This is a genomic window from Pseudomonas sp. (assembly GCF_049645325.1).
GTDB lineage: Bacteria > Pseudomonadota > Gammaproteobacteria > Pseudomonadales > Pseudomonadaceae > Aquipseudomonas.
The window spans coordinates 1-20097 of sequence record NZ_JBARTQ010000640.1 but is presented as its reverse complement, the minus strand read 5'-3'; the positions used below and the strand labels follow the sequence as shown (position 1 = coordinate 20097).

At 61.4% G+C, this 20097-nt stretch carries 17 protein-coding genes; 16 read left to right on the top strand and 1 reads right to left on the bottom strand.

The features are described from left to right. A partial coding sequence (locus WBB95_RS27420) for a CHASE3 domain-containing protein (RefSeq protein WP_424490423.1) occupies nt 1-985 on the bottom strand: 985 nt, incomplete at its 3' end. Nucleotides 986-1261: 276 nt separating this feature from the next. On the opposite strand from WBB95_RS27420, the gene WBB95_RS27415 reads away from it, so the two are divergent. The 16 genes from WBB95_RS27415 to WBB95_RS27340 form a co-directional block, all read left to right on the top strand. Further along, nucleotides 1262-4798: a hypothetical protein gene (locus WBB95_RS27415; protein WP_424490422.1), complete on the top strand. Its 3537-nt coding sequence runs from the start codon at nt 1262-1264 to the stop codon at nt 4796-4798. A gap of 207 nt (nt 4799-5005) precedes the next feature. Then, nucleotides 5006-5371 (top strand): response regulator, encoded by a 366-nt coding sequence (locus WBB95_RS27410; RefSeq protein ID WP_424490421.1) that lies wholly within the window; start codon nt 5006-5008, stop codon nt 5369-5371. 213 nt (nt 5372-5584) lie between these two features. Beyond that, the gene (locus WBB95_RS27405) at nt 5585-6376 is read left to right on the top strand and encodes a hypothetical protein (protein ID WP_424490420.1); all 792 of its coding nucleotides are present in this window, start codon (nt 5585-5587) and stop codon (nt 6374-6376) included. A gap of 64 nt (nt 6377-6440) precedes the next feature. After that, entirely contained in the window at nt 6441-7841 is a 1401-nt protein-coding gene (locus WBB95_RS27400; protein ID WP_424490419.1) for a DUF1254 domain-containing protein, read from the top strand. A 79-nt stretch (nt 7842-7920) separates the two neighbouring features. Further along, on the top strand, nt 7921-8973 hold the full coding sequence (locus WBB95_RS27395; RefSeq protein WP_424490418.1) for a hypothetical protein: 1053 nt from the start codon (nt 7921-7923) through the stop codon (nt 8971-8973). A 12-nt stretch (nt 8974-8985) separates the two neighbouring features. Next, nucleotides 8986-9735 carry a DUF2092 domain-containing protein gene (locus WBB95_RS27390; RefSeq protein WP_424490417.1) on the top strand — a complete coding sequence of 250 codons (750 nt, stop codon included), beginning with the start codon at nt 8986-8988 and terminating at the stop codon, nt 9733-9735. Next, nucleotides 9732-10268, top strand: coding sequence for a hypothetical protein (locus WBB95_RS27385; protein ID WP_424490416.1), 537 nt, complete (start codon nt 9732-9734; stop codon nt 10266-10268). The genes WBB95_RS27390 and WBB95_RS27385 overlap by 4 nt, the downstream gene beginning before the upstream one ends. A gap of 24 nt (nt 10269-10292) precedes the next feature. After that, the gene (locus tag WBB95_RS27380; RefSeq protein WP_424490415.1) at nt 10293-11267 is read left to right on the top strand and encodes an AAA family ATPase; all 975 of its coding nucleotides are present in this window, start codon (nt 10293-10295) and stop codon (nt 11265-11267) included. Further along, complete coding sequence (locus tag WBB95_RS27375) at nt 11264-12187, top strand: DUF58 domain-containing protein (protein WP_424490414.1); 924 nt, start codon at nt 11264-11266, stop codon at nt 12185-12187. Before WBB95_RS27380 ends, WBB95_RS27375 begins: the two co-directional genes overlap by 4 nt. Then, nucleotides 12184-12648: a DUF4381 domain-containing protein gene (locus WBB95_RS27370; RefSeq protein WP_424490413.1), complete on the top strand. Its 465-nt coding sequence runs from the start codon at nt 12184-12186 to the stop codon at nt 12646-12648. Before WBB95_RS27375 ends, WBB95_RS27370 begins: the two co-directional genes overlap by 4 nt. Next, nucleotides 12635-13630 carry a vWA domain-containing protein gene (locus WBB95_RS27365; RefSeq protein ID WP_424490412.1) on the top strand — a complete coding sequence of 332 codons (996 nt, stop codon included), beginning with the start codon at nt 12635-12637 and terminating at the stop codon, nt 13628-13630. The genes WBB95_RS27370 and WBB95_RS27365 overlap by 14 nt, the downstream gene beginning before the upstream one ends. After that, on the top strand, nt 13617-15083 hold the full coding sequence (locus WBB95_RS27360; protein ID WP_424490411.1) for a VWA domain-containing protein: 1467 nt from the start codon (nt 13617-13619) through the stop codon (nt 15081-15083). Before WBB95_RS27365 ends, WBB95_RS27360 begins: the two co-directional genes overlap by 14 nt. Further along, a complete protein-coding gene (locus WBB95_RS27355; RefSeq protein ID WP_424490410.1) occupies nt 15080-16132 on the top strand; it encodes a hypothetical protein in 1053 nt (350 codons plus the stop codon). Before WBB95_RS27360 ends, WBB95_RS27355 begins: the two co-directional genes overlap by 4 nt. Then, the gene (locus WBB95_RS27350; RefSeq protein ID WP_424490409.1) at nt 16129-17130 is read left to right on the top strand and encodes an HAD family hydrolase; all 1002 of its coding nucleotides are present in this window, start codon (nt 16129-16131) and stop codon (nt 17128-17130) included. The genes WBB95_RS27355 and WBB95_RS27350 overlap by 4 nt, the downstream gene beginning before the upstream one ends. Nucleotides 17131-17207: 77 nt before the next feature. Beyond that, a complete protein-coding gene (locus WBB95_RS27345) occupies nt 17208-18794 on the top strand; it encodes an arylsulfatase (RefSeq protein WP_424490408.1) in 1587 nt (528 codons plus the stop codon). Nucleotides 18795-18871: 77 nt separating this feature from the next. Continuing rightward, nucleotides 18872-20097 (top strand): fused MFS/spermidine synthase (locus WBB95_RS27340; RefSeq protein ID WP_424490407.1); only part of this gene is annotated, 1226 nt, incomplete at its 3' end.

Below are 20097 nucleotides of genomic sequence, written 5' to 3'. Positions count from 1 at the left end.
CCACCGGTACGTCGTCCAGGCGAATCAGGCGATCGAGTTGGGCCGCTTGGCCGACGATGCCTTCGTCACTGTAGATCGCCTGTTCCATTTGTTCTTGTTCACGGGAAAAGCCATACGTGGCAACACGCTTGAGGCCGCCGTGCTCTTCACGCACATACAGCGCCGCGACGACGGAACCCATGTATTGGGCGAAGAAATGCAGAATGTTACGGCCCAGCAGGTTCAGGGTCAGTTGCCCGAGCACCTGCTCTGCCAGCTCTGTCTGGCCATTACGCAGCCAGGCTTGCTGTTCCAGACGCCGTGCAATCTTCTGTTGTGACGCGAGGTTTTCGCTGTAACTGTTTGAAAGGGCGACAAGATTTTTCCGGCCTGCGTAGGCGAGAAAACCACTCAAACCCAGTACGAACGCCAGGTACAGGGTCACACTCATCACCGTGGTGCGGGTGACTTCTTCATTGCGAGTGATCCGGAACTGCTGCTCCATCGCCACCGCGTCGTCGTACTCCTTGCGAATCTCGTCGGTCAGACGCTTGCCACGGCCGGCCTTGACCGCGCTGCGGTAGTCGCCGGACTCGCGCTGCATATCAATCATCGACTGGGCGTACTTGTTCCACTCGATCTGCAGGGCTTCCAGGCGTTTGAGACGGTCAACCTGCTGGGGATTGTCCGCCACCAGCTCCTGCAAGTTGCGCAAATCCGCAATGATCCGCGGCTTGGCCACCTCGTAGGGGTCGAGGAAATGCTCGTCGCCGGTAATGAGGAAGCCGCGCATGCCGGTTTCCAGGTCCACCGTCAGTTTGGACGACTCATTGAGGTTGTTGATGACCCGGTCGGTGTGCTCCACCCACTGGATGACCGACAACAAGTAAGTGATCAGCACGACAAAAAACACTGCGCTGAGCACGCCCACGCCCAACGGCAGGGCCACGTTACGGCTCAGGAGTTTACGAAAGCTCTTTTCATCGACGGACGACGCGGGAGTCATGGGCATGCCTTGGCCAAGTGCGGAAAAAGGGGGAGTTTGCCCGAAGATCAGGGGCCAGGGCTATGTTTCGGCGTCGATTTGCACCAAAAACCTACAATTTCTTCGTACTTCTCGCGCTGGGTTTAGCGGATTTATACAGCTCACTTACACAGATTAAAACAGTTGTCCTGTGGGAAGTCGGAACGAACGGGCTATGTCCGTTCACTCAGAAAATACGCCTCTGGAACATGGAAGATCTTTTGAAGGGCGTCAATTTGACCCATCAAGGTACGCCAAATGAGTATGAGCATCGCAGCAGCGCGAGTGTCCGGTAACGTCCCTCTGGCCTCTGACGTGAGGTCCGCCGAACCCGTAACGACTTCCCCTGCACCGACTGTCCCTCTTCATGGCGTCGCCGCCCAGACGCCACCTGCCAGCACGTGGCGACGCTTTCTGGCGGATCAGGACAACCTCGATACGTTGGCACTACGGCTGCGGGGAATGGCACCTTGGGTTACCAGCAACTTGGCACCCTCGCTGAACAAAAACGCTTTGGAAGTGCACCCGGATTCGGCTTACGCCAGTGCCGGGCGCACGTCAGTGACGCTAGCCGCTTTTATCACTGACCTCGGTTACACGCTGCCGACCACCTCCGCTGAGTTCGCCGCGCTGGCGCTGGCATTGGAACAAAGGGTCGCGCTGCACCCTCTGGGTAATTTCGGCGCAGGCTTGTCCTGGCCCATCCCGATGTCGCAGGAAGACCAGAGAGCCGTTCTTCGCTTCCTGGACACTCAAAAGCCCAATGTGGTGCCCGGCGCGCCATTGCCGGTTGAAGGCCTGGGCATGGGCACGCTTGCCTACTTTCTGAGTGGCAGCTCATTGACCCAGAACGACCTGCAGAACCCGGCAAAGGCGATAAACCGATTGCTCGACTCCCCCAAGGCCGAGGCGTTGGGGCAAGCGCTTCAGGCACGATTAAAGGGCGCGCCGTCGGACGTCAGTGTTTACGAATATGCGCTGACGGCAATTCAGCTTAGCCTGGACCCTGAGTCCGCCAGAACACCCGCGCGCAACACAATAGCCAACTTCGATCTGGCGCAGCCCGAGCACTGGGGCCAAGCTCCCGCGCAGGTTATTGAGCGTCTGGGCAGCCACCTTGTCGCCAAAGGCCGGGCGACAACCAGCAGCGCCAAGCTCGCATCCCACCTGCTGTTGGCAAGAACAGCGCCGCAGTTCCTGATTAAAGACATTCCCCAGCACGTAACAATCGGCAGCCTGGCATGGGCCAACCTGTCGATTGCGGCCGCAGCTATAGAAGCCGAAAGGCCGGGAACAGTCGCCCAAATGACGTTCGCCGACGTCATGCGTCATTCCAGCGTTAATGAAAACCGATCCAAAGCCGTCGACTACGCCCAAACAACCGTCCTCGTGGACTGGGGCATCGCCAACGGCGTCATCGTCAAGAATGCTGAAGACACCTACACCACTGATCAGCTCAAGACGGTAAGCGCGGCGTTCAATCAACAGCTCAATGATCGGCTGTCTGCCTCCCAGGCGCTGGACCAGGAAATACCCACGCGCAAAGATATTGCGCTGACCAAGCTGAAGGCGCGCTTTGGTGACTTGGGGGCGCTTTTCGAAGAAAAGGTGCTCGGCACTGATCAGTATCGCGGGGAACCGGAGCAAACCGGGCTGGGCGGTATGCATTCGCTCCTGGATATCGCCATGATGGACCTGCCGAACGTCAGGCCCTTTACCTCGACTGACCCGCGTATACCGCTGGAGGCATTGAACAGCAACCTCACGTTTGGCGTACGCGAGGCGTTTGATCAGCAGTTCAATGGGGCTATTGAAGCGAAAAAAGCCGCTATCAACACGACCGTCAGGCACCTGATCTCACAGATGCCATTGGGCGATCGACAGCAGTTCGAATATGGGAAAGTCACTTTTTTCCAAGAGGGATCGTACAAGCTGGGAACAGATTTATTTGGTTCCACGCCAGGGCCGAATAAGCCGGGGCTGTTGGTTAAAACCGAGCTGAACGGCGAAACCCATGTGTACGAAATCAATTTCAACGCGGGCAGGATTGAACGAACGGTTGCGTCCAGGGCGAACATTCAAAATTCCAGAGAAGCCGATACTGTCTTTACCACCCAGGAATTCAAACCACAGGGCATGCCGGGTAATCTCGATTACGAACTCCTGACGAATAAGCCACTGTTAAACAGCTTTAACAGTGACCGCTCCCATGCCATCGGCAGCGCCTTTGCCCAGCACCTTGAACTCAATGACCCCGCTATTAAAGAGCAGGCGCGCGGGCAGACGACCTTGGAAAGCTTGCAAGGCGGTCCCAAGCCTTTGAGTGAGTTTTTGTTAAACCTGGTCCCCTTCAGGTCGGCCATCGTGAACTTTCAACAGGGCAATTATGGCGAGGGGGCCCTGGATCTCACGCTGGATATATTCGGGTTTCTCACCGCTGGCGCGGCAACCGCCGGGAAGCTGCTGAAGATAGGCAGCAGCGCCCTCTCCACCGGTGCCAAGACATTACGGGCTGCCAGAGTGATCGGCGCAGCGTCCATCGGTGTGTTGAACCCGGTGAGTGGCTTGGGCGACCTGGCTGTTGGAAGCGTCAAGCTATTGGGCAATGGTGGCCGTTACTTACTGTCCAGAGGCGCCGATGCCGTCAACTTGCTCAAGGGCGCCTCGGGCAGTTATGACCTGCTAAAAGCGGCGAGCAAGCACTTTGGTGTTGCGGCGGCGGGCACTTATACCGTGGCAGGCATCGGCGTTGAAGGCGCGGCGGTGTTGCACAGTGGCAAGTGGCATGCCTTCGATCCGGTCAGGCGGCAGCCGTATGGTGCCGCACTGGTGGAATTCAAACCTGCAACCATTGCCGGTAATGGTGAGATAAACAGTAACCTCCTTAATTGGTTGGCTGCGGTAGTCGCGCCAAACCCAAAGACCGCAAACCTCTCTGATGCGTTTCGAACAGCCTTGACCACCGCAAAGGGCAATGACTTGGCGGCTTACACTCGTGGTTACGTTGCTGGCCGCGCGGAAAACATCCCGGGGTATTTCCCGACCATGAACGTATCGGATCTGAAAGAGTTGGCGATCACGGCCGGTCGCAAAGCCGAAGATGTCGGCACGTTGGCCAAGTTGATCGAAAACCGCCAGATACGCGATAGCCTTGAAAGCTTCAGAGTCTTTAATGAGGAAGTAGCGACCGCCGGTGGCAAGTCCACCGCCATGCCGCAAAACTTCTACCTCAGCCAAAGCGACCTGCCGTCAAAGGGCGAGTGTGCGGCATTGGCGAATACCATGGCGCTGGCCATTCAACACGGCAAGGCTGAGCAACTGGCGGGCAACTTCTTCAAGGCGAGCACGAATACCGCGAACACCACCATTGCGGCCTTTCGTAAAGAGCTCAATGGCATGCATCAGATCCTTCGCACTAACTTTCATGGCACCCAGCCCTTCTCGCAACTGCCCTACACCGAGATAATCGAGCGTCTGCGCGGAGCAACGACGTCAACCACGTTGAAGATCAGTACCAAAAACCATGGGCTTCTCGCCGGCGTCACGCTCAACAATAACCAGAAAGAATGGTTCTTCTTTGATCCCAACTTCGGGCTGGCGAAATTCCCGGACCAGGCCTCCATGGAGCGTGGCCTGGAACTCACCTTAAACAGTGGCAGGGCCGGCCGCACACTGGACCCGGTTGCGGTCACCCGTGGCATACCGGAGTACGACGTAAGCGTGTTCAGTGATGGCGACTTTTTGACGACGGTGCCTTATCAGAATCCGTTTGCACTATTCAACGCTCCGCTTTAAGCCGTAGTTGAATCACATAAGGCAGTGGCATTCAGGACAATGCCATTGCCGTCCTGCTTCAGCTCAGCGCTGACGCAGCGCGACATTTGCGCCCTTTACCTTCACAATGCGCGGCCAGCGGAACTTGCCGGGGCTCACGCAACTCATTAAGAGAATGGTCTTTCACCCCCTGAAGGCCTGCCCTTCTATATTCTCGGGAATTTTATTATGTCCGCCACCCCCTCCACCATCCTTGTAGTCGAAGACGACGCCATCGTGCGCATGCTCATCGTCGATGTACTCGAAGAACTGGAGTTCACCGTGGTTGAAGCAGCGGACGCCGAAGAAGCGCTGAAAATCGTCGAAAACACCGACCAGGTGATCGACCTGATGATGACTGATGTCGGCCTGCCCGACATGGACGGCAAACAGTTGGCGACCCTGGTACGCGCTCTGCGCCCCGCCCTGCCGATCCTGTTTGCCAGCGGTTACGCGGAAAACATCGACGTGCCGGCAGGCATGCAAGTGATCGGCAAGCCGTTCTCGATCGATCAACTGCGCGACAAAGTCAAATCGATGCTACCGGCCGCCTGAGCCGAATTTGTTCGACGCTGCCCAGTGCCGGCGGCGTTTTGAGCCTTGCTTAAAAGCGTGACATTCCCCACACGAACAGACTAATTCGTTCGCTTCCCTAGCGCGTCTGGATATTACTGCTAGCGTCAAACGACATGTCCTGCGCCATTAGCGAGCAAGGACCGTCCGCGCAATATCTAACCGGGACGATGCCAGGGAATGGGGGGAGTTTGTATGTCAAGGTCATCGCGTGTATTGGCAACGGTGCTGGTGACAGGGCTTTTGCCCGGGTTGTCGGCCCAGGCTGACAATGCCGACACTGCCAACAAAAGCAACAACCCGCTCAACCTCGCGCCGGGCGCCAACCTGCAGGACTATTACACCCCACGCCTGTACGACACCAACGCCCACACCAATGACCTGCTGTTGCGCGGCACGTTGCCTGTCGCGCCGTCAGACTTCATCGGCGTGCCGCAATTACTGCGCGCCACCCTGCCGATCAGTACCCGTCCCGATCCCCACAGCGGCTACAGCACAGGGATTGGCGACCTGAACCTGTTCGACATCTTCCTGCTCAAGACCGACGGCATCCAGTTGGGCATAGGCCCACAACTCACGGCACCGACTGCCGAGCACGATGAACTCGGCACCGGCAAATGGCAGGCCGGCCTGGCCGCGATCGCCATCGACGCCTCGCCGCGCGGGTTGCTGGGCGCACTGGTGCAGTACCAAAGCTCGTTTGCCGGCGACCGCGACCGCGCGCACGTGGAGAGTGCAACGTTCCAGCCCTTTGTCATTCATAACCTGCCTAAGGGCTGGTACTTGCGCTCCACCGGCACCTGGACCTTCGACCTGAAGAATGACACCCACTACATCCCCATCGGTTTCGGTGCGGGCAAGGCCTGGAAAGCCGGCACTAATATCATCAACGCCTATGTCGAACCGCAGTGGACAGTGGCGCGCAAGGGCGATGGTTTGCCTCAGTTCACGTTGTTTGCAGGGATTAACGTGACGTTCGGCAAATAAAACTGGAAACTCGGCGCTTTGATCCCAACGCCCTCTTCAAAGAACTCAGGAAGGACGCAACAACATGATTGGAAAACCGACGCGCCTGCTGTTGGCGAGCCTCTCGATACTCATGAGTACCGGTGCCTGGGCCGACTTCACGGCCACCCCCGACGAGGCCCGCGCCATTGCCAAGGAAGCCTACCTGTACGGCTACCCGGTGGTGGCCATGTACAAGACGCTCTACACCCAGGCCGTCGATAAAGGCGGCGCCAACTTCAAGGCGCCGTTCAATCATATTGGCAACACCGCCCAGGTGTTCACGCCCAAGGACAGCGCGTTCGTTACCCCGAACTCCGACACGCCCTACTCTTTTGTCTGGATGGACCTGCGCAAAGAGCCGTTGGTGCTGACCCTGCCCAAGATCGAAGACAACCGTTACTACTCCGTCCAGTTGATCGACCTCTACACACAGAACTTCGCCTACCTGGGCACCCGCAGCACCGGCAACAACGGCGGGCACTACATGATCGCCGGCCCGGACTGGAAAGGTCAGCAGCCGGTAGACATCGACCGTGTGGTCTACAGCGAAAGCAATATCGCCTACGCCCTGTACCGCACGCAGTTGTTTGACGAAAAAGACCTGGGCAAGGTCAAGCAGATCCAGAGCGGCTATAAAGTCCAATCGTTGAGCAACTATGTCAAACAAGCGGCCCCGGCGCCGGTGCCGAAGATTGAATGGCCCAAGCCCATGGCGACCATGACCGAAGGCCCGCAGCTGTTTCGCTACCTGAACTTCATGCTGGCGTTTGCCGCGCCTCAGGACAGCGAAAAAGACTTGATGGCACGCTTTGCCAAGATCGGCATCGCCCCTGGCGCGCCGTTCAAGGTCAAGCAACTGACGCCCGAGCAACGCAAAGCACTGGAAGAGGGCATTGCTGACGGCCGGGCTGAGTTTGCCGCGTTCAAGAAAGACAAGATCGACACCCACCAAGTCTCCAGCGGCGATCTGTTCGGTAGCCGTGACCGGCTGAAAAACAACTACCTGTACCGCTATGCCGGTGCCGACCTGGGGATTTTCGGCAACTCCACCGATGAAGCCATTTACCTCAGCTATTTCAACGACAGCGAAGGCAAACCGGCCAACGGCGCCCGCCACAGCTACACCGTCCACTTCGACAAGGACCAACTGCCGCCAGCCGAAGCCTTCTGGTCGCTGACCATGTACGACGCCAAGACCAAGCTGCTGGTGCCCAACCTGAAGAAACGCTACCTGATCAATTCGCGCATGCTGCCCAACCTCAAGCTGGACGCCGACGGCGGCCTGACCCTGGCGTTGCAGCACCACGAGCCACCGAAAGCCGAACAGAGCAATTGGTTGCCGGCTCCACCCGGCCCGTTTTATGCCGTGCTGCGTATTTACCTGCCCAAGCCTGAGGTGGGTAACGGGCAATGGAAACTGCCGCCGTTGACCCCGCTCAAGTAACACCGCGTGCCCGGTCGCAACAGGGTTAGACCGTGCACGTAACCCCCGATATCAGGCCGATACAAGGATGGATGACGCCATGATTTCACTCGCTCGACTGCAGGGTCTTTACACCGCACCCGTGTTGATGGGGCTGCTCGCCAGTTGCGGCGCCTGGGCCCAGAACCTGCCGGAACTGCGCAGCACCACGGTCGCCCTCAAGGCCGACGCCGAGACCTGCCATCGGCTGCAACAAGATTTCGATATCGACCTCAAGCAAGTGGTCAAGGCCGGTTGCGAGCCCTCCACCGAGCAAATCGCCAAGCTGATGGACAACCCCGTCGGCAACCTGGTGTTGCTGTTCAATCAGTTCGACTACAGCGCCCTCAAGGGCCCGCACAGTAACGGCACGCGTTATCTGGGCAAGTACAGCTTCATGCCGACCTTCCCGATTTCCATTGGCGAAGACTGGAACCTGATCAACCGTATTCCCGTGAGCTACATCAGCGCGCCCGTCAACGCCAAGGCCGGGGACCTGATCGGCATGAGCCCTTACGGCGTGTTGACCGATCGCAACTTCCCCGCAGTACTCAATGACCCGTTTGATCGCACCTCAGGCCTTGGCGACCTCGCCTACGTCGGCGTGTTCTCGCCCAAGCAGCCGGTGCGCTTTGCCAATGGCGGCAAGCTGGTCTGGGGGTTTGGCCCTACCGCCATGTTCCCTACGGCCGAAAAAGACGTGTTGGGCACGGGTAAATACTCCCTCGGGCCGGCGTTTGTCGCCGCGTACCTGGGTGAAGACTGGACCCTCGGCATCTTCCCGCAGCACTGGTGGTCGGTGGGCGGTGATGCGAAGCGCAAGGACGTCAGCCTGACCAACATCCAGTACTTCATTCAGCGCTCCCTGCCCGGGCCCGGCCAGTGGCGCGTGGGCATGACGCCCAACATCAGCGTCAACTGGAAGGCCGAGGGCGGCAACAGGGTCAACTTCCCCATCGGTATCGGTGCCGGGCGCATCGTCAATTTCGGCAAGTTGCCGGTGCGCATCTCCGGTGAAGTGCAGTACTCGGTCATCCATGCCGACGACTTGATCAGCAGCCGCTGGAACTTCCGTCTGTCATTCATTCCGGTGATTCCGACTTTCATGCTGTGAGCGAGGTGCACCATGTTCCGTTTTCATCGCGCACGAACGTTATTGATCTGCCTGGCCCTGTCGGCGAACAGCGCCGGGGCCGACGAAGTCGACCCCAAGGCCCTGGCCGCCCTGGACCGGATGGGCGCCTACCTGCGCAGCCTGCAGCAGTTTCGCATTGAGGCCGACAGCCACACCGATCAGGTGCTGGAAAACGGCCAAGTGGTCGAGTTCAGCCATAAAGCCCGCCTCGTTGCGCGGCAGCCGGACAAATTGCAGGTCTCGCTGGAAAGCGACGGCAAGCGCCGCAGCCTGTTCTACAACGGCAAAAGCTTCACGCTCTACGACAGCCGCAGCGGCTACTTTGCCAACCAGGCAGCCCCGGCCGATATCGGCAGCCTGCTCGACCAATTGAGCGAACGCTACGGCATTGAACTGCCACTGGCAGACTTGTTCCGCTGGGGCCCGGGTACGGCCAAAGACGTCGGCATCAGCAGCGCCTTGCTGATAGGCGATGAAACCCTGGAGGGCACTGCCTGTACGCATTACGCCTACCGCCAGCCCGACATCGACTGGCAATTGTGGGTTCGACAAGGGCCGCAGCCGTTGCCTTGCCGCCTGGTGATCAGCCGCCGCGACAGCGCTGAACTTCCCCGGCACAGCGTCAACTATCACTGGCAGTTGAACGGCGCGATCAGCCCCAAGGCGTTTGAATTTATCCCGCCGGCCGGCGCGCGTTCAGTGCCTCTGCAACAGTTGGAGCCACAAGGAGAGCAGCCATGAAAGCCACGGCAGCGGTGCTGACCGCCAGTGTGCTACTGAGCCTGTTCGACCCCTTGCTTGCCCAGGCCTGGCAAGTGCGCGGCGGCGGCGGTGCGCGGACCTTCGTGGTGCCGCATGGCGGTGGCGGGTTTCATCCACCGCCCATCCCGCCGCACCCCACACCCGCGCCGCGCCCACTGCCGCCACACCCAGAGCCGCATCCGCAACCTGGGCCGCCGCCTCACCCGTATCCAGCGCCAGGCCCGCACCCCGGCCCGCCGCCGGGGCCGCACCCGTACCCGATGCCCCCGCCGCCTCCACCGCCGCCGCCTCAGCACCCGGATGACTGGTATCACCCGTGGGCGGCAGCGGCGGTGGTTGGCGCTACCACCGCGACCATTCTGGCCATCGGCACGCAGGTCAGCTCGGTACCGCCCGAGTGCGTCTCGGTGGTCGCCAACGGCGTGGCCTACCAACATTGCGGGCCGACCTGGTACCAGCCGCGTTACGTCGGCAGCTCGGTGCAATACATCGTGGTCGCCGCGCCCTGGTGACCCACTGATTCAAGGACGATTGGCATGACAGTGCTTAACGATTTGAAAGCCTTGCAAGCCAGCATGGCGCAAAGCGTGCTCGGCCAGGACGAGGTCATCCGCCAGATCCTGCTTGGCCTGCTGGCCAACGGTCACCTGTTGCTCGAAAGCCTGCCGGGGCTTGCCAAGACGCGCACGGTCAAGGCACTGGCCCGGCACCTGGACGCCAAGATGAGCCGCATCCAGTTCACCCCTGACCTGCTGCCTTCAGACATCACCGGGGCCGAGGTGCTGCACCAGGTCGACGGCCAGAACCTGATCCGCTTCCAGCCCGGGCCACTGTTCGGCAACTTGATCCTCGCCGACGAAATCAACCGCGCGCCGGCCAAGGTCCAGGCGGCCTTGCTGGAAGCCATGGAAGAACGGCAAATCACCGTGGCCGGCGCCAGCCATCCGCTGCCCGAGCTGTTTATCGTGGTCGCCACGCAAAACCCCATCGAACAGGAAGGCACGTACCCGCTGCCGGAAGCGCAGATGGACCGCTTTGTGATGAAACTGCTGCTCGATTACCCCAGCGCCGAGAATGAAAGCCAGGTTTTGCGCCTGCTCCGTGAAGAGGAACACGCCGCCGCCAGCCAGGCCGCCGAAGGTTTTACCCTGGCGCAGGCGGTGATTTTTGCCGGGCGCAAGGAAGTCAGCGCGATTCAAGTGTCGCCCGCCATCGACCGCTACCTGATCGACTTGGTCAACGCCACCCGCCACCCCGGCGACTATGACCCCGACCTCGCGCGCTGGATCAGCCTCGGCGCCAGCCCGCGTGGCGGTATCGGCCTGGACCGCTGCGCACGCGCCGATGCGTGGCTGCGCGGGCAAACCTTTGTGACCCCCGACAACGTGCGCGCCGTCGCCCACCCGGTGCTGCGCCATCGGCTGCAATTGAGCTACGACGCGGTGGCCGACGGCGTCACGGCCGATCAGGTGCTCGACCGCCTGCTGAGCAAAGTGGCCATTCCCGCATGAACGCCGACGGCTTTGTCTACGTCAGCCTGGCGCAACTGATGGCCTTGCAGTTTCAGGCGCGGGACCTGAGTTTTGTGGCGCGCCAGCCCCGGGGCAGCATTCTGGCCGGTAACCATGCTTCGCGAATGCGCGGGCGCGGGCTGAATTTCGACGCGTTGCGGCGCTACCAGCCCGGCGATGATTTGCGCCACCTCGACTGGCGCGCCTCGCTGCGCACCGGCAAACCGGTGGTGCGCACTTTTACAGAAGAGCGCGACCGCCCGGCCTTGATCGTGGTGGACCAGCGCATGTCGATGTTTTTTGGCTCGGTGCGCAGCTTCAAGTCGGCCATTGCCGCCGAGCTGGGTGCGCTGGCGGCCTGGATGGTGTTCAACGCTGGCGACCGGGTCGCAGGCCTGGTGTTCAATGACCAGCGCATCGACAGCGTGGCGCCGCTGCGCAGCCGCAAACGCGTCGAGGCGCTGTGCAGCCGTATTGCCGAGCAAAACCACGCGTTGAACGCCGCGCAGCCGGACCATGAGGGCGACAGCCAGCTGGATAAGGTTTTGCAACAGTGTGTGGCGTTGGCCGGCCACGATCACCTGATCTGCCTGATCAGCGACTTTGCCGGCGCAGGCCCGCGCACGTTGCAACTGATGCAGCAATTGTCCGCGCACAACGACGTGGTCGCGCTGCAGGTGTATGACCCCTTGGCGCTCAATGTGCCGTCCACCGGCCAAGTGCTGATCACTCAAGGCCAATTGCAGGTGGAACTGGCGGTGAGCAAACGCCAGGTGCGGCAACCGCTGGGGGATTTTCTCGGCGGGCGCATCAAGGACGTCGCCAGCCTGCTGCGGCGCAGCCAGGTGCCGCTGCTGATGATCAGCACCGCCCTGCCCGCCGCCGACCAGTTGCGCAGTGAATTGGGGAAACGCCGGTGAATGCGCACGTGCCGAGCATCGAACAGCTCCAGGAGTTGAGCCTGCCTGCGCCGGTCAGCTATTGGCCACAGACCTGGGGCTGGGCCGTGCTGCTGGGCTTGCTGGGATTGGCGCTGCTGGTGCTGGCGGCTCGCCGATGGCTGCGTTGGCGGCGTGATGCGTATCGGCGCGAGGCGTTGGCGCGTTTGAGCGCATTAAAGGACCTGCGCGAGTTACCCGAGTTGCTCAAGCGTGTCGCGCTGTCGATGCCACTCTGTGAAGCAGAGCATCAACGCGTGCCGACCCTTGCTGGCGCTGAATGGCAAGCTTTTCTGCAACGCCATGCCGGTGCGCCGGTGCCCGAGGACCTCAGCCAACAACTGGCGGAACTTGCCTATGGCCCGCCCTTGCCCGCCGAGCAACAGCTGCACTTGTTGACCCAGTGCACCGCCTGGGTGGAGCAGCACCATGTGGCAGCTTGATTACCCGTGGTTGCTGTTATTGCTGCCGCTGCCGTGGCTGGCTTACCGCTACTTGCCGCCGTACCAGGAAGCGCGCAGTGCCGTGCGCGTGCCGTTTTTCGGCGGCATGAGCCAAGCGGTTGGCGGGTCACCCTCGGCCAGTGGCGTGCGTAACAATCGCAGCCAATTAGTCCTCAACCTGCTGGTCTGGGCGCTTTTGGTGCTGGCCATCGCCCGCCCGGTCTGGGTGGAACAGCCCATCGAGCGCCAACAACCGGTGCGCGACCTGATGCTTGCGATTGATATCTCCCAGTCCATGGAAACCCAGGATTTCACCGACGCCAACGGCCAGAAGATCAACCGCCTGGCGGCCGTCAAAGGCGTGGTGCACGACTTCATCCAGCGCCGAAAAGACGACCGCATCGGTCTGATCCTGTTCGGCAGCGGCGCCTATCCCCAAGCGCCGTTAACCCTGGACCACACCAGCCTCTCGTTGCTGCTGGACGACAGCGGCATCGGCATGGCCGGGCCCAACACCGCCATCGGCGATGCCATCGGCCTGGGCCTCAAGCTGCTGGACCAGGCCCATGAACCCGAGAAAGTGCTGATCCTGCTGACCGATGGCAATGACACCAGCAGTGCGATTGCCCCGGACCACGCGGCCGAGATGGCCGCAGCCAAGGGTGTGGTCATCCACACTATCGGCATTGGCGACCCGCAGGCGACCGGCGAAGCCAAGGTCAACCTCAGCGCCTTGCAGGACATCGCCAGCACCACCGGCGGCCGCTATTTCCGCGCGGAAGACCGCGACAGCCTGAGCCAGGTCTACACGACGCTCGATACCATCACCCCGCACCAGGTCAAGACCCTCAGCCACCAGCCCAAGCGCGATCTGTACTGGTGGCCGTTAAGCGCAGCCCTCGCGCTGCTTGCGCTGTATCACCTGTTTGCCGCCCTGTGGCCGCACCGGTTTAAGCGGGAGGCCACCCATGGACTTCAGTGACTTCCATTTTCTGCGGCCCGCCTGGCTGTTGCTGGTGGTGCTCGGTGCGCTGTTGCCGATGGCCTGGCATCGCAGCCAAGACCTGCAGCGCCGCCTGCGCGGCACTATCGCCCCGCACCTGTTGCCGCATTTGCTGCTCACGCCCACCGATGCGCACCGCGTGCGCCCGGTGCATCTGGTCAGCGCATTGCTGATGCTTGGGGCCGTGGCGGCGGCCGGGCCGACATGGGAACAGGACCGCCCGGACTTTCTGGAGAACCGTGCGCCGCTGATCATCGCCGTCGACCTGTCGCCGTCCATGGACACCGCCGATGTGCCGCCGACCCGCCTGGGTGCCGCCAAACACAAACTGTACGACCTGATCCAGCGGCGCAAAGGCGCACGCACCGCCCTGCTGGTGTATGCCGGCAGCGCCCATCTGGTGTTGCCGCCGACGGATGATCCAGCGTTGCTGGAGAGCTTCATCCAGGCCCTGGGCACCGACTTGATCAGCAAGCCGGGCAAGGACGTCGGCGCCGTCATCGACGAAGCCAAGCGCTTGCTGGACGGTACACCTGGCACCTTGTTGTTGGTCACCGACGGCGCCGATGTCGCGCAACTGCCTGCACTCAAGCCACGCCTGGCCGACAGCCCCTTGCAAGTGCTGGTGCTGGCGCTCGGTAGCAGCCCCACGCTTGAACAACTGGCCTCTGCCACCGACGCGCCGTTGGGCAGCCTGACGCTTAATGACGATGACCTCGACTGGGTCGAGCTTCACGCCCAGCACCACTTCCAGAACGCCGACGAACAACAGCGTCTGTTGCAGTGGAAAGACGCGGGTTACTGGTTGTGCTGGCCGTTGCTGGTGTTGGCACTGATCTGCGTGCGGCGCGGCTGGAGCTTGAACTGGATGGCCATGGTGGTGCTCGGTGTGCTGCTGCAACCCGTCCAGGCCGAAGCCAACCCCTTTTTGACCGCGGACCAGCAAGGCCGCTGGGCCTTCGACCACCATCACTATCCCGAGGCGGCCGCCCTGTTTGTCGACCCTTACTGGAAAGGCATCGCCGCCTATAACGCCGCCGACTACGCGCTGGCCGAGACCACTTTCACCGCCCTGGATAGCGCGCAAGCCGCGTTTTACCTGGGCAATATCCGCGTGCGCCGTTTCAAGTTCGATGAGGCTATTACGGCGTATCAGCGCGCCTTGCAGTTGCAACCGACATTCCCCGAGGCCAGCGCCAACCTGGCCTTGGCGATTGCGTTGAAAAAGGACACCGAAAATGCCTCGGATAATGCCCCCGAGGTCAAGCCCGATGAAGTCAAGTTCGACAAGGCGCCAGGCAAAGGCCAGAGCAAGACGATTCAGACCGAACAGGCCAACAGTGATGCGCTGTGGTTGCAGAACCTGACGACCTCGCCGGCAAACTTCCTGCGGCGCAAATTCAGCCTGCAGGACCAGGCGGTGCAACAGTGAACCGCTACTGCGGCGTGCTGCTGCTGGTGTTGGCAGCCCCGTTATGGGCGGCCGAACCGCAGCTCAAGGTCCAGGCCCGGTTGGTGCCGGGCGCCTCGGTGGTGGTCGGCGAACAGCTGCACGTGCAGCTGGACGTGCTGACAGACACCTGGTTTACCGCAGGCGCCACGTTGCCGACCTTGAAACTCCCGGGCGCCCGCGTGCAGGCGCCGAATGGCGAGGCTGAACACACCACGCAGACCATCGACGGGCAGACCTTCTACGGCATGCGTTACACCTACCGCATCACGCCGAGTGTGGCGCAACACTTCACGGTGCCTGCGTTGACCGTCAGCGCTCAAACGGGCCAAGCCAGTGCGCCGCTGAGTGCGCAGAGCGTGCCGTTGTCGTTCGAGGCCACGCAGCCACCGGGTTTTGCCCCAGGCGAAGCGGTCCTGGTCGCCAGCGGCTTGCGCTTGAGCCAGTCCCTCACGGCCACCGACCTCAAGGTCGGCGACAGCCTGGCCCGCACGTTCACCTTGCAGGCCGACGACACGCCGGGGCTCTCTCTGCCAGCGCCGTCCGCCGCCGTCATCAACGGCCTGCGCCTGTACCCGCAAGCGCCCGCCATCAGCAACCTGGACGACGGCCGTGGCGGGCTCACCGGTGGCCAGCGCATCGACCGGCTGGTGTACCGCGTGGAGCAAGCCGGCGATTACTCACTGCCGGCCATCGACATAAAATGGTGGGACAGCCGCCACCACCAACTGCAAACCGCGCAAGTGCCCGCCCTCAAGGTTGAGGCACACGCGGCGGGCACTTACACGCCAACCTTCTCCATCGCCGCCGACCTCAAGGCCCTTGGGCAACACACCCGCTGGCCGTTGCCCCGGCAGCTGTTTGCCTGGGTGGCGGCGCTTGGCGTGCTGGTGTTGGCGGCGTATTTGATCCGTGCGGTATGGCCACGCCTCCGTTCATGGTGGCGAAGCGTGTGGCCAGCATTGCGTTGGGCGTGTCGTCAACTACGCTTGGTTGCACTGAACCCCCGTCACGAAAAGGACTTCCCATGACGTCGCTGCGTTCTGCCTTGCCCCTGCTGCTACTGCTGACCCTGCCGGCGCTCGCCGCCGACCCGCTGCCCTCGTGGAACGAAGGGCCGAGCAAACAACAGATCATCGCCTTCGTCCAGGCCGTGACGGTGGAAGGCTCCAAGGACTACGTCAAACCCGCCGAACGCATCGCCGTATTCGACAACGACGGCACACTGTGGACCGAGCAACCGGCCTACTTTGAAGTGTTATTTGCCTTCGATGAAGTCAAGCGCCTGGCCCCTCAGCACCCGGAATGGCAAACCACCCAGCCATTCCAGGCCGTGCTGGAGGGCGATCACCAAGCCCTTTTCGCTTCCGGCATGCAGGGCTTGCTGAAGATCATCGGCGCGACCCACACCGGCGTCAGTACCGAGGCGTTTATCGACAACGCCAAACACTGGCTGAAACAGGCCCGTCACCCGAAAACCGGCAGGCCCTACAACCAGATGATCTACCAGCCGATGCTGGAGATGCTCGACTACCTGCGCAGCCAGCAATTCAAGACCTACATTGTGTCTGGCGGTGATACCGCGTTTATGCGCGCCTTTGCCGAAGAGGTGTATGGCGTGCCGCCGGAACAGGTGATCGGCTCGAATTTCGTCACCCAATACCAGCTCAAGGACGGCCAGCCGCAGGTGCTGCGGACCGCCAAGCTGGCGCACAACGACGACGGCCCGGGCAAGCCGGAAAGTATCGACGCAATCATTGGTCGGCGGCCGATCCTGGCCTTCGGCAACTCCGACGGCGACCTGCAGATGCTGCAGTGGACCGCCGCCGGCGCTGGCAAACGCTTGATGGGCCTGGTGCACCACACCGATGCCAAGCGCGAGTGGGCCTACGACCGCAATTCTCAGGTGGGGCGCCTGGACAAGGCTCTGGACCTGGCCAAGACACAGCACTGGACCGTGGTCGATATGGCGAGCGAATGGCGCCGTATCTACCCCTTCGATCCAGCTGTGCAAGCGAAGGTGCAATAAGAAAAACGTCACGACGGACTGTAAGAAAAACGTTGGTCGCAGGTACTGCGGCTCAAGCCTTTAAAGGAGCAAGTCTTATGACTCGCATGCGTAAGTGGCTGCCGAAACTCGCCCTCGTGGCGGTTTCGGTCATCGGCGCCTCGGCATCTGCCTGGGCGGCCGATAAGCCGAACATCCTGGTGATATTCGGCGATGACATCGGGCAAACCAATATCAGCGCCTATTCCATGGGCGTGGTGGGCTACAAGACCCCGAATATCGACCGTATCGCCAAAGAAGGCATGATGTTCACCGATTACTACGCGGAGAACAGCTGCACGGCCGGGCGCTCATCCTTCATCACAGGCCAGACGCCGTTGCGCACAGGCTTGTCGAAGGTAGGTATTCCAGGGGCTCCAGTGGGCCTGCAAAAACGTGATATCACCATTGCCCAGGCGCTCAAGTCGCTGGGTTATTCCACCGGGCAATTCGGCAAGAACCACCTGGGCGACCGCGACGAATACTTGCCGACCAACCACGGTTTCGATGAGTTCTTCGGCAACCTGTACCACCTGAATGCCGAAGAAGAACCGGAACGCCCTTACTGGCCCAAGGACGACGCGGAGTTCGTCAAGGCCAACACCCCGCGCGGTGTAATCCACAGTTTCGCCGACGGCAAGATCGAAGACACCGGCGCCTTGACCACCAAGCGCATGGAAACCATCGACGACGAAACCACCGCAGCGGCCCAGGCGTTCATCAAGAAACAGGCCGAAGCCAACAAGCCATTCTTCGTGTGGATGAACACCACGCGCATGCACGTGTTCACCCACGTGCGTGATTCAATGAAGGGCCAGAGCGGCATGCCCGGCAACGAGTACGCCGACGGCATGCTCGAACACGACGGCGATGTGGGCAAGCTCCTGCAGACCCTCGACGACCTGAAAATCGCCGACAACACCATCGTGGTCTACACCACCGACAACGGGCCGAACCAGTTCTCGTGGCCGGACGCGGCCACTACGCCGTTCCGCAACGAGAAGGACTCCAACTGGGAAGGCGCCTACCGCGTGCCGGCGATCATCCGTTGGCCGGGCAAGGTCAAGCCGGGCGAAGTGTCCAACGAAATGGTCTCGGGCATGGACTGGTTCCCGACCTTGCTGGCCGCTGCCGGTGATGCCGAGGTGAAGGACAAACTGCTCAAGGGCTGGACGCCGACTGCCGGGGGCACCAACTTCAAGGTGCACCTGGACGGCTACAACCAGCTGCCGTACATCACCGGCCAGCAACCCAAAGGCGCACGTAACGAGTTCTTCTACTTCAACGATGACGGGGTGCTGGTGGCGGTGCGCTTCGACAACTGGAAAGTGGTGTTCGCCGAACAGCGCCAGCCGGGTGGTTTCCGCGTCTGGAGCGAGCCATTTGTGCAGTTGCGCGTGCCGAAGATCTTCAACCTGAGGATGGACCCGTATGAGCGGGCGGATGTGGTGTCTGACCAGTACTACGACTGGAGCACCAAAAACATCTACCTGGGTGCAGTGGCAGTGACTAAATCGGCGAAGTTCCTCGAGACGTTTATCGAGTACCCGCCGAGCCAGAAACCGGCGAGTTTCAGCATCGACCAGATCCGCGAGGCGGTGGACAAGAAGATTGAAGCGAAGATGAAAGCAGCCCCTGCTTCTTGACTGAAGTAACCCAAGGTACCTGTGGGAGCGGGCTTGCTCGCTCCCACAGGGTTCTCTGCACTCGTTGGAATTCGGCAATGACGTCACGCACCGCCAGCAAACCTATGGATTTCGCCACACCCGCCTCGATCCTGATCCCCGCCCTCCTCCTCTTTATCTCCGGCAGCGCGGCATTGGTGTATCAGGTGCTGTGGATCAAGCAACTCTCGCTGGTCGTCGGCGTGGAGGTGTATGCGATCACCACCGGCATCAGCGCTTTTTTTGCCGGGTTGGCGTTGGGCGGTTTGTTGTTCGGGCGCTTGGCGGACCGTTTTGCGCAGCCGCTGCTGCTGTATGCAGGGTTGGAATTACTGGTGGCTGTGTTCGGGGTCGGCGCCACGCTGGCGCTGGGCACGGCCGCCGAACCGTTCGCGTGGCTGGAGCAGCGCGTCGGTCTTTTGGCCTGGTGGCTGCCCTTTGTGTTGGTGGGCATCCCGGCCGTGTTGATGGGCGCCACGCTGCCGGTGCTGGTCCGCGCGTTGAACACCCAAGCCAAAGGCCTCAGCCAGGCCGGCGGGCGACTTTACGCGGCCAACACGGCCGGGGCGATTGCCGGGACGCTGCTCAGCGCCTTTGTATTGATCGCGCAATTCGGCGTACGCGGCAGTGCGCTGGTGGCGGCCGTGCTTAACCTCGCGGCGGCGGTGGGCGCGTTGCTGTACCTGCGGCATCAGGCGCCGGTGGCCATCGAGCGCACGCGCGAGGTGCAACCGGCCCGGCTGGCGTTGGTGTTGTATGCCATCGCGGGTGGCGTGGCCCTGGGGTATGAGGTGGTCTGGTCGCAGTCCATCGTGCAGTTCATGAGTACACGCACCTATGCCTTTGCGGTGGTGTTGGCGACTTACCTGACCGGGTTGTTTATCGGCAGCCAACTGATGTCGCGCCGGGTTGAACGCATTCGCGATCCCTGGGGAGTGTTCGGCCTGTTGATTGCGGGCGCCGGGCTGGTGGCGTTGGTGGAAATCGCTGTGTTGGGTCGCTGGTTGATCCTTCTGCAAACCCAGGCCGAAGCCTTGGTCTTGAGCCTGGGCGGCGGCGAGTTGCCCGGCATGAGCGCGCGCTTTGCGATGGCAGCGCTGTGCATCGTGTTTGCGCCGACGCTGTTGTTGGGCGCTGCCTTCCCGCTGGCATTGCGTTTGAGTGTCGGCAACAGCCATGTGGGCCGGGATGTGGGGGCGGTCGTGGCGTTCAACACCCTGGGCGGAATTGTCGGGGTGATGCTGTGCGGGTTTGTGCTGATTCCCTGGCTCGGCCTGGTGCGCAC

What these genes read in the sequence shown, in the direction of transcription:
- WBB95_RS27415 (WP_424490422.1), top strand. Translation starts at nt 1,262, where the DNA reads ATGAGTATGAGCATCGCAGCAGCGCGAGTGTCCGGTAACGTCCCTCTG.
- WBB95_RS27410 (WP_424490421.1), top strand. Translation starts at nt 5,006, where the DNA reads ATGTCCGCCACCCCCTCCACCATCCTTGTAGTCGAAGACGACGCCATC.
- WBB95_RS27405 (WP_424490420.1), top strand. Translation starts at nt 5,585, where the DNA reads ATGTCAAGGTCATCGCGTGTATTGGCAACGGTGCTGGTGACAGGGCTT.
- WBB95_RS27400 (WP_424490419.1), top strand. Translation starts at nt 6,441, where the DNA reads ATGATTGGAAAACCGACGCGCCTGCTGTTGGCGAGCCTCTCGATACTC.
- WBB95_RS27395 (WP_424490418.1), top strand. Translation starts at nt 7,921, where the DNA reads ATGATTTCACTCGCTCGACTGCAGGGTCTTTACACCGCACCCGTGTTG.
- WBB95_RS27390 (WP_424490417.1), top strand. Translation starts at nt 8,986, where the DNA reads ATGTTCCGTTTTCATCGCGCACGAACGTTATTGATCTGCCTGGCCCTG.
- WBB95_RS27385 (WP_424490416.1), top strand. Translation starts at nt 9,732, where the DNA reads ATGAAAGCCACGGCAGCGGTGCTGACCGCCAGTGTGCTACTGAGCCTG.
- WBB95_RS27380 (WP_424490415.1), top strand. Translation starts at nt 10,293, where the DNA reads ATGACAGTGCTTAACGATTTGAAAGCCTTGCAAGCCAGCATGGCGCAA.
- WBB95_RS27375 (WP_424490414.1), top strand. Translation starts at nt 11,264, where the DNA reads ATGAACGCCGACGGCTTTGTCTACGTCAGCCTGGCGCAACTGATGGCC.
- WBB95_RS27365 (WP_424490412.1), top strand. Translation starts at nt 12,635, where the DNA reads ATGTGGCAGCTTGATTACCCGTGGTTGCTGTTATTGCTGCCGCTGCCG.
- WBB95_RS27360 (WP_424490411.1), top strand. Translation starts at nt 13,617, where the DNA reads ATGGACTTCAGTGACTTCCATTTTCTGCGGCCCGCCTGGCTGTTGCTG.
- WBB95_RS27350 (WP_424490409.1), top strand. Translation starts at nt 16,129, where the DNA reads ATGACGTCGCTGCGTTCTGCCTTGCCCCTGCTGCTACTGCTGACCCTG.
- WBB95_RS27345 (WP_424490408.1), top strand. Translation starts at nt 17,208, where the DNA reads ATGACTCGCATGCGTAAGTGGCTGCCGAAACTCGCCCTCGTGGCGGTT.